Consider the following 13,597-nt stretch of genomic DNA (forward strand, 5'->3'; position numbering starts at 1 on the left):
AGCTCGCTCAAAAAATTGCTAGCTAAAAAATAAGAGTAGTTATTTTAGAGCAGTAACCCGACAGAATAGTGGATGATCATCGTAATGATCCCGACGATGATATTGCGAATGATCGCAGTTTTGACCATGCCGTTGCCAAGACGTGCACTGAGATAACCAGTCAAACCGACTGAGACAAGTACGGCTAAGATCGTTAGGGGCCATTGATATTGGACGGGACTAAGCGACATCGCAGCGAGCGGGAAGATCCCACCGAGTGACGCTGAAACTAACGAAGATAAGGCTGCGTTCCAAGGATTCATATATTGGCCGAGTTTCAAGTTATATTTCACTGCGATCACAGTTTCTAACGGCTTTTTTTGCATGAGATCTTCAGCGATCAGCTGTGCAGTTTTTGAGGTAACGCCTTTTTCGACGTAAAAGACTTTGACCGCTTCTAATTCAGTAGCGAAATCGTGTTTTAATAACGCTTTTTCTTTGGCAACCGCCGCTTTTTCAGCATCTTTTTGAGTGCTGACTGAGGCGTATTCACCAGCTGCCATCGAGAAAGCGCAGGCTAATAGATCAGAGAGACCGGCGATAAAGATCGTAAATTGGTTAGTCGTGGCTACGGCGACACTAAATAAGACTCCGACAACGGTCAAGATCCCATCATTTGAACCTAAAACGCCAGCCCGTAAAGTGTTTAGTCGTTCACTCATTGAAGTAGTTTTTTTCATATGGTGTTACCCCCCGATGATCCGACCGATGATGTATGTCACCGTCATCGTCAACATGCCAGATAAGATATTGCGTAAGATCCCTTGCTTTTTATCAGCGTTACTTAAGATCGCAGCGCCCCAGCCTGTTAAAGCTAAGGCGATCAAGACTGCGATAAAAGTAGCTATGATCTTGATCTTTTCAGGAAAGATCGTGATCGCAAGCATTGGTAATAAAGAGCCTGTCGGAAACGAAAGCATTGAAGCAAGTGCAGCTGCATAAGGGTTGATGATCTCATTGATGTTTAACCCAAAGCGTTCCCGTACAGTTGTTACAAGGGGGTCTTTAGCCATCATCTCTTTTGTAGCTTGGTAGGCTAATTCTTCTTTGATCCCTTGCGCAAGATATTTTTGTTCGACCATTTGAAATTCGTGGTCATAGTTCAAAGTAAGGTAGCTCTTTTCTTGCGCGATCGCCTGTTTTTCAGAGTCTTTTTGAGTGCTGACTGAGACATATTCGCCCATCGCCATCGAAACAGTTCCTGCAAGCATCCCAGCGATCCCAGAGATCAAGATCGCATAGTTACTTTCATGCGCTCCAGCGACCCCGATGACGATCCCTGCAACAGAGATGATCCCGTCATTTGCTCCCATGACGCTGGCGCGCAAAACATTGACTTTTTGCGCTAAACTAAGTTGTTTTTTCATAAAACTTCACGCCTCTTTTTTAGAATCATTCTAAATCTATTATAGAGCAATTTTGTTTGATGTAAACTAAAAGCTTAAAGATATTTTAAGGATGTCAATAACTTGTCTCTTAAAATACAATTTGAGATAATTTAGGCAAAGTAGAGGGGGTGCGATAAATGAAGAAAGGGAAAGTTTTACTTGGGATCGTAAGTGCACTTTTATTATTGTTCCATCTGCAAGCGATCAAAGCTGCGGGAAGCTATGAGATCACTGGCTATAATGCGACAGCCGATATTTTAGAAGATGGTAGTATCGAACTGACGCAAAAGATAACATATGCCTTTGACGGGGATTTTAACGGTGTTTACTATGATCAAAATTTAACTAAGATCAAGCAATTAAGTGATGTCTTTGTCGCAGTCACACAAGCTGGACAAACGACAACTTTGAAAGAAGCTACGACTGGGGCTAATAATACTTACCAGCTATTACAAGAGGCAGATAAGCTACGGATCAAAGTCTTTCATAAAGTTTCGGATGAAGACGTGACTTTGACATATCGCTACAAATTGTTCGGGTTAGTCACTAATTATCGTGATACAGCTGAATTGAATTGGAAGATCTTAGGCGCAGGTTGGGATGAACCAGTCCAAAATATCAAAGTGACACTCAATTTCCCGACTAGACCTCAAAATGAGCTCCAAGCTTGGTCGCATGGGCCCCTGACTGGGTATACGGCTGTCGATAAAAAACAAGGTAAAGTTACTTTAACGTTAGCAGAATTACCAACAGATCAATTTTTAGAGACGCATCTTTTATTTCCAACGGCCGTCACCGCTAAAAATCAACAATTTGTTGATAAAGATGCTAAGCAAACTATCCAACAAGCCGAAGCTGTGTTAGCTAAAGAAGCAAATGAAAAGCGGAAAGCAGAAAAAAGGCAGATGCAAATGCTCAAAAATGGCTTTTTAGGTGTGATCTTACTTGCTTCAGGCGGGATGCTCTTTTTATTGTGGCGCGATCCAGGCAAGAAAAAACTGAAATTTCCACCAGTGACGCATAGTTATGAGGTACCTCGATATACTCCTCTTGAGGCGTGGGCGATCGTAAAAGATCAAACTCCAGATAGTCAGGCTTTTAGTGCGTATTTGTTAGAATTAGCAGGTCAAAAACGACTTATGCTCGAAAAAGTTCCTGGTAAAAAGGCTGAGAATTATTTGATCACTTTGAAAGATCAAACCTTACTCGACCAAGAGCTCTTCAACTTTTTATTTACCAAAGTCGGTACAGGGACAGCTTTTACTTTAGAAGAGTTGAAGCGCTACGGGAAGCGCAACCGCCAGGCTAAACAACTATCTAAAAGTTTTGATCAATGGTCTGAAACGAATTTTAAAAAAGCGCGCGCACTAGGGTATTATGATGCCCAAAGTACAGGCTGGTTATGGACGATCGGAATAGCAGGTGCGTTAGACATTTTTGCCCTGATGCTCATCGGTTTTTTTGTCACAGGTATTTGGCGCTACCTTTGTTTTGGGCTCGCCGGGGGAGTTTTAGTTTTAAGTTGGCGTTATCTGACAACACATGCGCGTTATACTGAGACTGGGCAAGAAGCTTTATATGAACTTAAATGCTTTAAAAAGATGTTAAGTGATATTGGACGTTTTGATCTTAAAAAAGTCGGTGATCTAGTCTTGTGGGAGCAGATCTTACCATATGCAGTCATTTTTGGCTTAGCTAAAAAAGTTATCCGAGCTTTACAAGTCGAGTTTGGAGAGGCTGAGCTAAGAGAAGCTTTTGGGACCTACTATTTCGTTTACTTTAGTGATGACTTTGATCATTCGTTTGCAAGTAGTTTTTCAAACACTATGACCAATGTTACGAGCTATTCTTCGGCTAGTGGAGGCTCAGGTGGTTTTTCAGGCGGTAGTTCTGGTGGCGGTGGTGGTGGCACTGGCGGTGCTTTCTAAAACTAAGAAACTAGAGTCTAAGGTTCTAAACGATTTTTAGAACTTTCGTTTGAGAAAAAATCTTATAATGTTTAAATGAAGGTGAAAAAATGAATTTGAAGATCTTGATCCCGTTGGTTTTGATAGGGATCGTCTACTTATATTTATGTATCCGCAGTATCTTTTGGAAAGATGAGACGCGCTATTTACCAAAGATCGTTTGGCTAGGGATCTGTTTGGTATCAGTTCCTTTAGGGGGCGTGCTCTATTACTTTGTTGGACGTGAGGTGTAGCGATGGATAAAACCCTTTTAGCTGTCGAGGCGCTGACCGTTAAGTTTGGCAAGTTTAAAGCTTTAGATACAGTTTCGTTTGCCCTCCAAACGGATGCTGGTGTCGTCGGGCTGATCGGGCCAAATGGGGCCGGCAAAACGACTTTGATCCAGACGATCTTACGGCAAAATCGAGCTCAAGGAAAACTTATGGTAAATTGTAAGATAGCCTATTGCCCAGATATGCCGGAATTTGAAAAGCAATATACGCCTGTTGAAGTGTTAGCTCAAGCACTTTATTTAAATGGGGCCAAGTTTGAGCGCCAAAGGGTCTTTTCGATCTTAAAAAGAGTTGGGCTAGCTCAAGCACTTGATCGACCAAATGGTGGGTTTTCCCGGGGAATGAAACAACGTTTAGGGATCGCCGTTGCGTTAGTTTTAGATCCCGAGATGATCTTTTTAGATGAGCCAACAAGTGCTTTAGATCCTCTAGGAAGAAAAGAAATTTTAACACTGATAAAAGAGATCGCTAAAGAAAAAGTCGTTGTCGTCTCGAGTCATCTACTCGTTGATATCCAAAATATTGCAACGCACCTTTTAGTCTTAAACGAAGGGCATTTGTTATATCAAGGAAAAACAAAAGATTTTTTAGCGACCTATGATCGCTTGGCGGTGTTAAAACTCGAAGCTAATGACCTTTTACGTGCTACACAATATTTAGCCAAGGCTAAGATCAAAGTGACTGTAGTTAAAGAGGAAGCAAGTTTATATTTTGAAAAAGAAAATTTGGCAAAAGTTATGCAGATCGTGTTAGCGTACCAACTCAAGTTTTATTTTTGTGGTGTTGATGATAATGGACTTGAACGCGCTTTTGAAAATATCGTCCAGCATGACCAAACTAAAAAGCAGGTGAGCCGATGATCTATAAATTAGAGTTTTTAAAATGGAAAAGAAGTGGACAACTGTGGCTACTATGGGGATTATTTGCCTTTTTTGCCCTTACTTCGATGGTCATGACGTATTATTTAAAAGATATCATGGAAAGCATGGACGCTGGCAATCTCCAGCTGGTCCTTCAAAAGCCAACATGGCAGGCTTTATTTGCTTCTTACTTGAAAAATGCAGCTCAGTTACTCTTACTGATCACAACGTATCTTGTAGCTTTGAACTGTACACTGGGCAACAGTGAAGCTTTGAACTTATTTTATAAAACAAACGCTAAAAGTCCGTGGCGTGTTTTTTTGCCAAAGATCAGCGTCAGTTTAGGTGTGCTTGCAAGTGCCCTTTGTGTTGGTGGGCTCTGTGCTACATATGTGACTTGGGCTTTTTTTGACGAGTTAGCAATAGATAAGATCATAGCGACTTTATTGCTACAAGCTTTAGGCTACTTAGTCTTTGTTTTATTTGGCAGTGTGCTTGCGATCTGGAATGGACGCCCTTTTATCGCAGCTGTTGTCGTTGAAGTCATCGTTTTAGTCGCGACACTTTTTAGTGGCGTCAAAACTTTTGCTACTTGGGCCCCAACCAGTTTGTTGCAGTCAGAACAGGCTTTAAAACAAGGGTTTGCTTGGGATGAGAGTGGTCAGGCAGTCTTATTTAGTTTGTTCTTATGTGCTATCTTTTTAGGGGTTTTACTCATTCGACCATTGAAAAAATCATAAAAATTTTATGTATTTCCTAAATTTCTAGCTGATTCTTTGCTCCGCCCTAAAGAAAGCGCTATACTTATTTATGTAAAGTCATATTGATAAAAGATTATACATTTTGGAGGTCTTATGGAACAGACGTTATATTTGATGCGCCACGGGCAAACTTTATTTGATAGTTTAGGCAAACTCGAAGGTTGGAGCGATTCACCGTTGACAGAAAAAGGCAAAAGACAAGCTAAAGCAGCTGCTAAGTACTTTGAACAAGTCGATCTTTCAGCCGCGTATTGTTCAGCGTCAGAGCGTTGTTGCGATACGTTAAGAGCGACGACGAATCTACCATATATGCGGTTAAAAGGCCTCAAAGAACAAAACTTTGGTCTTTTAGAAGGTGAGCACGATTATTTCCATCATCTTTTCCCATACGGAGAACGTTTTGTCAAATATGGTGGCGAAAGTGATCAAGCTGTCAAACAACGGATCGTTAAAACGTGCACTCATTTGATGCATCGTTCTAGTAGTCAAAATGTTTTAGCTGTCAGTCATGAAAGTGCGTGTCATCAATTTTTAGCGCATTGGGATGCCAAAAAAGCACGTCAGATCAAGCGGATCCCTAATGGATGTATTTTCAAATATGGCTTTGAGAAAAGGAATGATACTTTTAAACTATTAGAAAAGATCGAACTAGATCACGTGTGAGAAAGGATGAGCGCAGATGGCATTTAGAAAAGATTTTTTGTGGGGTGGCGCAACAGCGGCTAACCAATACGAAGGTGGCTTTGATGAAGATGGCAAAGGCTTGAATGCGATCGATGTCTTGACAAACGGTTCAGCGACCTCACCGCGCAAAGTGACTTGGAAACTACCAAACGGTCAGACCGGGGCCACACCAGTCGAATGGGGCGGTCAACCGTTCAAACTGCCTAAAGGAGCTGTACCGGCGCTTCTTGAAGGTTATTACTATCCGAGTCATACAGCGACAGATTTTTACCATCATTATGAAGAAGATCTCAAGCTGATGGCAGAGATGGGCTTTCGCTGTTACCGCTTATCGCTCAACTGGGCACGGATCTTTCCTAATGGTGATGACAAAGAACCAAATGAAGCAGGCTTAGCCTTTTATGATAAGATCTTTGAGCTCTGTCAGACGTATGGGATGGAACCGTTAGTGACTTTATCGCACTATGAGTTACCACTAGCTTTGATCCAAAAATACGGTGGGTGGAAAGACCGCAAGTTGATCGCGATCTTTGAACGTTATGCGCAGACAGTTTTTACCCGTTATCAAGGAAAAGTCAAATATTGGTTGACCTTTAACGAGATCAATGCGATCGATATGGCGCCTTACATTGCGGCTGGGCTTCTTGATTCAAACTTGAATGATCGTGCTAACGCTGCCCACAATCAATTTGTGGCTAGTGCATTAGCAGTCAAAGCAGCGCACGCGCTTGATGAACAGATGCAAGTCGGGCAAATGTTAGCTTACCAACCAGCTTATCCATATACATGTGATCCAGCCGACCAGATCAAAGTTATGGAATATAACCAGCAGATGCTTTTTTATACTGATGTGCAGACTGGTGGGCGCTATCCTGATTTTAAATTAAAAGAATACGAGCGCAAAAATATCACTTTAGATGATCGGCCCGAAGACTATGAGCTTTTGCGCAAATATCCAGCGGATTTCTTGAGTTTTTCTTGTTACGGTTCGAGTGTTTTGACGACGCATGAAGAAGCGGCACGTGAAAGTGGGAACTTAGGGATCAATGGGATCAAAAATCCATATTTAGAAACGAACGCTTGGGGCTGGGCGACTGATCCAGATTGTTTACGCTTAGCTCTAAACGTTTTGTGGGATCGTTACCATAAACCGCTGTGGGTCGTTGAAAACGGCTTAGGTTGGGCCGATGAACTCACGGCTGATGGCAAGATCCACGATGATTACCGGATCAAATATTTACAAGCAAATATCAACTCGATGAAAGAGGCTGTCGAACTCGATGGGGTCGATCTCTTAGGTTATACGATGTGGGGCTGTATCGACCTTGTCTCAAACGGGACCGGTGAGATGAAGAAGCGCTATGGCTTTGTCTATGTTGATCGAGACGATCACGGGCACGGAAGTTTAGCGCGGATCCCGAAAGACTCATTTTATTGGTATCAAAAAGTCATCCAAACTAATGGCGCCGATCTTTCGAATTAGTAAAACAGCGAGCTTAGAAATACTTCTAAACTCGCTGTTTTTTTACATTATCTCGGGAAATTTAAATTACTTTTTTCAAATTTGATCCAAAAATTTTGCTATAATCAAAATAAAAAATGAGAGCGAGGAAGAGGTAGATGAAATATGAACTGATGCTCTTTGATAAAAACTGGCAGTTTTCTTTATCAGAGTATCTGGCACAAATGGCGCACCAACATGAAGCGATCATGGCTCGCTCTTTTGAACGACAAGAACAGCTAAAAACTAAGCAACCTAAAGAAAGCGCACAACACACGACTTTTGAACCACAAGCACTAGTCCTTTCGCAAAAGACCAAAGCTTATTACCAACGGCAAAATCTCAAAGTCGATTACCAATTAGCTTTTCACCGGATCAGAAAACAGTTGGGGCTAAGTCAACGTGCTTTTGCTAAATGCTTAGGGATAAAACTTAAGCAAGTACAAGCGATCGAAGCTGGTAAGGTTTTACCAACGCTTGATGAATTGCTCAAGTTAGCGACAGTGAGCGGTCAAACTTTGCGCATCAGCTTTGAATGAGCTAAAACATTTGTTTGACAATTTGAACGTTTAACATTATATTAGAGATAATCATTCTTATCTTAATTGATAAAGTAGTCAAAGTGCTTTATCCACCAAAAAACTTGCCGTCAGGTGAGTTTATTTTTGCGTGGAGTAGGCGCTTTTTTTATGTTCAAAAAAGAAAGTAGGGAAATATAAGCATGGCTAATATGGCAGTAACTGAATTTGACACGATCGCTGCGATCGCCACCCCTCCTGGCGAAGGTGCGATCTCGATCGTGCGGTTGAGTGGTGATGAAGCAGTTACGATCGCAAATAAGGTGTTCAAAGGTAAAGACTTGACGCAAGTAGCAAGTCACACGATCAACTATGGGCATTTGATCGACCCTAAAAAAGATGAAGTGATCGATGAAGTCATGGTCTCAGTCTTACGTGCGCCGAAAACATTTACCCGTGAAGATACTGTTGAGATCAACTGTCACGGTGGGATCGTGCCAACTAATAAGATCTTACAAGTGCTTTTGACGAATGGAGCGCGGTTAGCCGAACCAGGTGAATATACGAAACGTGCTTTCTTACATGGGCGGATCGATTTGACGCAAGCCGAGTCAGTGATGGATCTGATCCGGGCTAAAACAGATCGTTCGCGCAAAGTTGCTTTAGGGCAACTAGATGGTAACCTTTCCCAAATGATCACGGCGTTACGCCAAGAGATCTTAGATGCACTGGCACAAGTCGAAGTCAATATCGACTATCCCGAGTATGATGACGTTGAAGAGATGACGTCTAAAGTTTTACGTGAAAAAGCTTTTGAAGTCAAAGCAAAGATCCAAAACTTGTTAGTGACCGCTGAACAAGGTAAGATTTTACGCGAAGGGCTTGCCACAGCTTTAGTTGGTCGCCCCAATGTCGGTAAGTCCAGCTTATTGAATTATTTATTACACGAAGAAAAAGCGATCGTAACTGATATTGCAGGGACGACGCGCGATGTGATCGAAGAATATGTTAACGTACGTGGTGTCCCACTGAAATTGGTCGATACGGCTGGGATCCGCGAGACAGATGACCTGGTCGAAAAGATCGGCGTCAAACGTTCACGAGAAGCAATCGCAAAAGCCGACCTAGTTTTACTTGTTTTGAATAATAGTGAAGAGTTGACTGCGGCTGACTATGAGCTACTTGAAGCAACTAAAGATAAAAAGCGGATCATCATTTTAAATAAGACAGATCTTCCGGCTCGCCTTGATCAAGCAAAATTAGCCAAAGTCGCTAAAACTGAAGAGATCTTAGCGACATCAGTCTTACAAAATGATGGCTTAGCAAAACTTGAAGAACGGATCGCTGAACTTTTCTACGGCGGGATCGAAAACTCGCAAACAAGTGTTTTAGTGACCAATGCCCGCCACATTTCACTGTTAGAACAAGCCGAAGCGAGTTTAGATGCAGTTTTAGCCGGGCTTGACGCAAGCTTACCTGTTGATCTCGTGCAGATCGATATGACGACGGCTTGGGAGCTTTTAGGTGAGATCACTGGTGATAGTTATCAAGATGAGTTGTTAGATCAACTCTTTAGTCAATTTTGTTTAGGAAAATAATAAGAGGAACAGATTATGCAATTTGGAGAACGCTATAAGGCAAAAGATTATGATGTGATCGTTGTTGGAGCTGGCCATGCGGGGTGTGAAGCGGCATTAGCTTCAGCACGGATGGGAAATGAAACGCTTTTGATCACGATCAATTTAGAAATGGTCGCTTTTATGCCATGTAACCCTTCGATCGGGGGACCGGCTAAAGGGATCGTCGTCCGTGAAGTCGACGCTCTTGGTGGACAAATGGGGAAAAATATCGATAAGACTTACGTTCAAATGCGGATGCTAAATACGGGTAAAGGCCCGGCAGTCCGAGCTTTACGGGCACAAGCTGATAAAAGTCGCTATTCGATCGAGATGAAGCATACGTTAGAAGATCAAGAACATTTAACGTTACGCCAAGGGATCGTTGATGATCTGATCGTTGAAGATGGGGCGGTCAAAGGGGTCGTGACCAACACTGGTGCATGCTACGGTGCTAAGGCAGTCGTTTTGACGACGGGGACTTCAGCTCGCGGTAAGATCATCATCGGCGAATTGATGTATTCTTCAGGACCAAATAATACCCAAGCCGCAGTTGAGCTCTCAAAAAATCTTGAACGTCTAGGCTTTGAGCTCAAACGCTTTAAAACAGGAACACCTCCACGGGTCGATGGCAATACGATCGAATACGATAAAACTGAGATCCAACCTGGTGATACTAAGCCTCATCTTTTCAGTTATGAAAGTAACGATAAAGATTATTTAGACGTCAAACAACAACTTTCTTGCTGGTTGACGTATACCAGTGAGATGACACATAAGATCATCCGCGCTAACCTCGATCGAGCTCCGATGTTTTCTGGGGTGATCGAAGGGGTCGGACCGCGTTATTGTCCATCGATCGAAGATAAGATCGTACGTTTTTCAGATAAACCACGGCATCAACTCTTTATCGAACCTGAAGGACGCGATACATCCGAATACTATATTCAAGGGCTTTCAACTTCCTTACCAGAAGACGTTCAACAACAGATGGTCCACTCGATCCCAGGTTTAGAAAAAGCGCAAATGATGCGCCCAGGCTATGCGATCGAATATGACATCGTTTCCCCATATCAACTGCGACCAACGCTTGAGACGAAGTTGATCAAAGGTCTCTACACGGCTGGACAAACAAACGGGACTTCTGGATATGAAGAGGCTGCTGGTCAAGGGCTGATCGCCGGGATCAACGCTGGGCGACATGCGTTAGGCAAAGAAGAGCTCGTCTTGAAACGAAGCGATGCTTATATCGGTGTGATGATCGATGACCTCGTAACAAAAGGGACGAACGAACCTTACCGTTTATTGACAAGTCGCGCTGAATATCGGTTGATCTTACGACATGATAACGCTGATCTCCGCTTGACTGAGATCGGGCATGACCTTGGTTTGATCTCTGACGAACGCTTTAACGCATTTGAAGAAAAAAAGGCCGAGATCGAAGCCGAAAAGAAACGTTTGTCAACGATCCGCATTAAGCCAAGCGCTGCCGTTGACGCTTACCTTGAAGCGCATGGTGATCGACCTTTAAAAGATGGGGTCTTAGCGAGTGAATTTTTACGGCGACCATACGTGACTTATGCCGATCTTTTACAATTCATCGCTGCTCCAGATACACCGCTTGAACGCCACGTGATCGAACAGATCGAGATCCAATACAAATATGAAGGTTACATCAAAAAGGCGTATGAAAAAGTCGAAAAATTAAAACGTATGGAAGAAAAGAAGATCCCCGCCCAGATCGACTATGAAGCGATCGAAGGTCTAGCGACTGAAGCACGCCAAAAACTGACAAAGATCCGTCCTGAAACATTAGCCCAAGCTGGCCGGATCAGTGGTGTCAACCCAGCTGACTTATCGATCTTGGCAGTTTATATCGAACAAGGTAAGATCGCTAAACTTGACTAAAAAACACTGCTCTTGTTTGAGCGATCTAAAAAATCTGCTAAGATGGACATAGTGTAAAAAAGATAGGGGTTTTAATATATGCAAACTTGGCTATTTTTATTATTGATCTTAGCAGTTTCATTTTTTGGCAAAAATAATTCCTTGATCATCGCGACGCTTGTCGTAATGGTGCTCAAAGCTTTCCCTTTTTTAGCGGAAAAATGGTTTCCAGTGATCCAAGCAAAGGGGATCAACTGGGGCGTTACGATCATCTCAGTGGCGATCTTGATCCCGATCGCAACGGGTGAGATCACCTTTAGAGATCTGATCGATGCTTTTAAGATGCCGGCTGGCTGGATCGCAGTCGGTTGTGGGATCTTAGTAGCGATCTTATCGCGTTATGGGGTCGAGCAATTGGCAGCAACACCACAAGTAACAGTCGCGCTTGTTTTTGGAACGATCTTAGGGGTCGTCTTCTTACGTGGCGTTGCTGCTGGTCCAGTGATCGCCAGCGGGATGACCTTTGTGATCATCAGTTTATTAGGTCTTAGTTTTAAGTAAAAAAGAGCCTCACATTTTAGCGTGAGGCTCTTTTTATATGTGGTTTTCCTGGGTTATTCTTCGACCATTTCCGGTAAGGAATTGCGACGTACGAAGTGGACTAATAAACCAACGACTAAGCCGACTAAAGCTGGAACGATCCAAGACATTCCGATGCTAGCAAGGGGTAGGTGGGCGCGGAGGTTACCAACTGCCAAGCCAAAGGTGCTGTGGCTGACCACTTTTGGAAAGGCAACGATCATATCGAAGAAAGCTGGCACGACGGTGCAGACAACAACTGCTAAGTAAACGACCCCATCACGTTTGAAGAGTGGTGAAAAGACTGAAAGCAAGATCAAGACCATGGAAAGTGGGTACAAGAACATCAACATCGGTGTTGACCAAGCGATGATCGTCTCTAAACCAAAGTTAGCAGTCAAGAAAGAAGCAAAACAACTGAGGAACAACCAAACATGGTAGCTAACTTTTGGAAAATGGTTGTGGAAATCTTGGGCAAAAGCAGCTACGAGCCCTACAGCAGTCGTTAAGCAAGTAACGGTCAAAAGCGTGGCTAAGACAGCTTGTCCGACTGAACCAGCGTAAGCTGTAACGATCTGTGAAAAGGCTGTCCCACCTTCAGCTGACAGTTTGAACTGACCAAGTGACATTGCACCTAAAACGATCAAGAGCAAGTAGATCAAAGCGACAGCTCCCATCGAGAAGAAGCCAGATTTAGCAGTTACTAAAGAAACGCTCTTTGAATCGCGGAACCCCATCTGCTTGATCGCTGTTACGACTGTTACCCCAAAAGCAAGTCCAGCTAAAGCATCCATTGTGTTGTAGCCTTCAAGGAAGCCATTTGTCAAAGCAGTTGAAAATGAAGTATAAGCAGCTGTAACAGGTGCACCAGTTGTTTGACCAAGTGGATTAGCAAAGGCGACGACGAATACGAGCGTCAAAAGAACTAAGAACAAAGGATTCAAAACTTTACCGACATTAGAGAGGATGTCATTTTCTTTATACGAAAATGCGAAAGCTGCGGCAAAAAATAAAGCTGAAAATAAGAGCAGTCCCCAGTGATTATTTGCCCCTAAGAAAGGTTGGAGCCCGACAGAATAAGCGACTGTCGCTGTTCTTGGAGTTCCGAAAAGTGGTCCGATCGTAGCGTGGATCAAGACCATAAAGACAAGGGCAAAACCTGTTCCAAGTGGTAACCCTACATCATAGACCCCTTCAGCTTTAGTGATGGCGATCGCTAAAACAGATAATAATGGCAGTAAGACACCAGTCACAAGAAAGCCTAATGTAGCTGGGACCCAGTTGTGGCCGGCTAATTGGCCAAGGTGAAGAGGGAAGATCAAGTTTCCAGCTCCAAAGAAGAGACCGAAAAGTAACGAACTGACAACAGCATAATCTTTAAACGACATCTTTTTTCCTGTAAGTTTTTGCATAAATCAAATCACTCCTTTTATCCTGCACAACAAGATCAGCAAAAGAAAAGGCGCCCTTAGACTAACTTATTTAGTCCAAGGACGCCTTTTGAGCGTGGTACCACCTTGTTTTA

The 13,597-nt window shown here is 43.0% G+C and carries 13 protein-coding genes and 1 other annotated feature (1 of these 14 only partly in view); of the genes, 10 read left to right on the forward strand and 3 right to left on the reverse strand.

Features of this window, described 5'->3' with window-relative positions; all coding sequences use genetic code 11:
• Nucleotides 1–44 precede the first annotated feature (44 nt).
• Entirely contained in the window at nucleotides 45–719 is a 675-nt protein-coding gene (locus QFX10_RS03770) for a VIT1/CCC1 transporter family protein (RefSeq protein ID WP_280606880.1), read from the reverse strand.
• A 6-nt stretch (nucleotides 720–725) separates the two neighbouring features.
• On the reverse strand, nucleotides 726–1,406 hold the full coding sequence (locus QFX10_RS03775) for a VIT1/CCC1 transporter family protein (protein WP_280606881.1): 681 nt from the start codon (nucleotides 1,404–1,406) through the stop codon (nucleotides 726–728).
• 158 nt (nucleotides 1,407–1,564) lie between these two features.
• Between QFX10_RS03775 and QFX10_RS03780 the strand changes: the two genes are divergently transcribed.
• The 10 genes from QFX10_RS03780 to QFX10_RS03825 all read left to right on the forward strand — a co-directional run bounded on the left by QFX10_RS03780 (nucleotide 1,565) and on the right by QFX10_RS03825 (nucleotide 12,054).
• On the forward strand, nucleotides 1,565–3,355 hold the full coding sequence (locus QFX10_RS03780) for a DUF2207 domain-containing protein (RefSeq protein WP_280606882.1): 1,791 nt from the start codon (nucleotides 1,565–1,567) through the stop codon (nucleotides 3,353–3,355).
• An 89-nt stretch (nucleotides 3,356–3,444) separates the two neighbouring features.
• Nucleotides 3,445–3,627: a PLDc N-terminal domain-containing protein gene (locus QFX10_RS03785; RefSeq protein ID WP_280606883.1), complete on the forward strand. Its 183-nt coding sequence runs from the start codon at nucleotides 3,445–3,447 to the stop codon at nucleotides 3,625–3,627.
• A gap of 2 nt (nucleotides 3,628–3,629) precedes the next feature.
• Entirely contained in the window at nucleotides 3,630–4,526 is an 897-nt protein-coding gene (locus QFX10_RS03790) for an ATP-binding cassette domain-containing protein (RefSeq protein ID WP_280606884.1), read from the forward strand.
• Nucleotides 4,523–5,266 (forward strand): hypothetical protein, encoded by a 744-nt coding sequence (locus QFX10_RS03795; protein ID WP_280606885.1) that lies wholly within the window; start codon nucleotides 4,523–4,525, stop codon nucleotides 5,264–5,266. Before QFX10_RS03790 ends, QFX10_RS03795 begins: the two co-directional genes overlap by 4 nt.
• A 114-nt stretch (nucleotides 5,267–5,380) precedes the next feature.
• The gene (locus QFX10_RS03800) at nucleotides 5,381–5,950 is read left to right on the forward strand and encodes a histidine phosphatase family protein (protein ID WP_280606886.1); all 570 of its coding nucleotides are present in this window, start codon (nucleotides 5,381–5,383) and stop codon (nucleotides 5,948–5,950) included.
• Nucleotides 5,951–5,966: 16 nt separating this feature from the next.
• Nucleotides 5,967–7,454 carry a family 1 glycosylhydrolase gene (locus tag QFX10_RS03805; protein WP_280606887.1) on the forward strand — a complete coding sequence of 496 codons (1,488 nt, stop codon included), beginning with the start codon at nucleotides 5,967–5,969 and terminating at the stop codon, nucleotides 7,452–7,454.
• Between the two features lie 137 nt (nucleotides 7,455–7,591).
• Nucleotides 7,592–8,011 (forward strand): helix-turn-helix domain-containing protein, encoded by a 420-nt coding sequence (locus tag QFX10_RS03810; protein WP_280606888.1) that lies wholly within the window; start codon nucleotides 7,592–7,594, stop codon nucleotides 8,009–8,011.
• 182 nt (nucleotides 8,012–8,193) lie between these two features.
• Nucleotides 8,194–9,588 (forward strand): tRNA uridine-5-carboxymethylaminomethyl(34) synthesis GTPase MnmE, encoded by a 1,395-nt coding sequence (mnmE, locus tag QFX10_RS03815; RefSeq protein WP_280606889.1) that lies wholly within the window; start codon nucleotides 8,194–8,196, stop codon nucleotides 9,586–9,588.
• Nucleotides 9,589–9,603: 15 nt separating this feature from the next.
• Entirely contained in the window at nucleotides 9,604–11,514 is a 1,911-nt protein-coding gene (mnmG, locus tag QFX10_RS03820; protein WP_280606890.1) for a tRNA uridine-5-carboxymethylaminomethyl(34) synthesis enzyme MnmG, read from the forward strand.
• A gap of 78 nt (nucleotides 11,515–11,592) precedes the next feature.
• The gene (locus tag QFX10_RS03825) at nucleotides 11,593–12,054 is read left to right on the forward strand and encodes a DUF441 domain-containing protein (RefSeq protein ID WP_280606891.1); all 462 of its coding nucleotides are present in this window, start codon (nucleotides 11,593–11,595) and stop codon (nucleotides 12,052–12,054) included.
• Nucleotides 12,055–12,107: 53 nt separating this feature from the next.
• Here the strand turns inward: QFX10_RS03825 and brnQ are convergent, their stop codons facing one another.
• Nucleotides 12,108–13,484 carry a branched-chain amino acid transport system II carrier protein gene (brnQ, locus tag QFX10_RS03830; protein WP_280606892.1) on the reverse strand — a complete coding sequence of 459 codons (1,377 nt, stop codon included), beginning with the start codon at nucleotides 13,482–13,484 and terminating at the stop codon, nucleotides 12,108–12,110.
• 74 nt (nucleotides 13,485–13,558) lie between these two features.
• Nucleotides 13,559–13,597 (reverse strand) — a binding site (T-box leader) (it continues 224 nt past the right edge of the window).

It is taken from the genome of Ligilactobacillus faecis (assembly GCF_029889745.1).
Classification (GTDB): Bacteria; Bacillota; Bacilli; order Lactobacillales; family Lactobacillaceae; genus Ligilactobacillus; species Ligilactobacillus faecis.

Excerpts from the sequence above, each read along its gene's own strand:
- QFX10_RS03775 (WP_280606881.1), bottom strand. The coding sequence starts at position 1,406 with ATGAAAAAACAACTTAGTTTAGCGCAAAAAGTCAATGTTTTGCGCGCC.
- mnmG (WP_280606890.1), top strand. The coding sequence starts at position 9,604 with ATGCAATTTGGAGAACGCTATAAGGCAAAAGATTATGATGTGATCGTT.
- QFX10_RS03790 (WP_280606884.1), top strand. The coding sequence starts at position 3,630 with ATGGATAAAACCCTTTTAGCTGTCGAGGCGCTGACCGTTAAGTTTGGC.
- QFX10_RS03780 (WP_280606882.1), top strand. The coding sequence starts at position 1,565 with ATGAAGAAAGGGAAAGTTTTACTTGGGATCGTAAGTGCACTTTTATTA.
- QFX10_RS03825 (WP_280606891.1), top strand. The coding sequence starts at position 11,593 with ATGCAAACTTGGCTATTTTTATTATTGATCTTAGCAGTTTCATTTTTT.
- QFX10_RS03795 (WP_280606885.1), top strand. The coding sequence starts at position 4,523 with ATGATCTATAAATTAGAGTTTTTAAAATGGAAAAGAAGTGGACAACTG.
- QFX10_RS03805 (WP_280606887.1), top strand. The coding sequence starts at position 5,967 with ATGGCATTTAGAAAAGATTTTTTGTGGGGTGGCGCAACAGCGGCTAAC.
- QFX10_RS03800 (WP_280606886.1), top strand. The coding sequence starts at position 5,381 with ATGGAACAGACGTTATATTTGATGCGCCACGGGCAAACTTTATTTGAT.
- mnmE (WP_280606889.1), top strand. The coding sequence starts at position 8,194 with ATGGCTAATATGGCAGTAACTGAATTTGACACGATCGCTGCGATCGCC.
- QFX10_RS03770 (WP_280606880.1), bottom strand. The coding sequence starts at position 719 with ATGAAAAAAACTACTTCAATGAGTGAACGACTAAACACTTTACGGGCT.
- QFX10_RS03810 (WP_280606888.1), top strand. The coding sequence starts at position 7,592 with ATGAAATATGAACTGATGCTCTTTGATAAAAACTGGCAGTTTTCTTTA.
- brnQ (WP_280606892.1), bottom strand. The coding sequence starts at position 13,484 with ATGCAAAAACTTACAGGAAAAAAGATGTCGTTTAAAGATTATGCTGTT.
- QFX10_RS03785 (WP_280606883.1), top strand. The coding sequence starts at position 3,445 with ATGAATTTGAAGATCTTGATCCCGTTGGTTTTGATAGGGATCGTCTAC.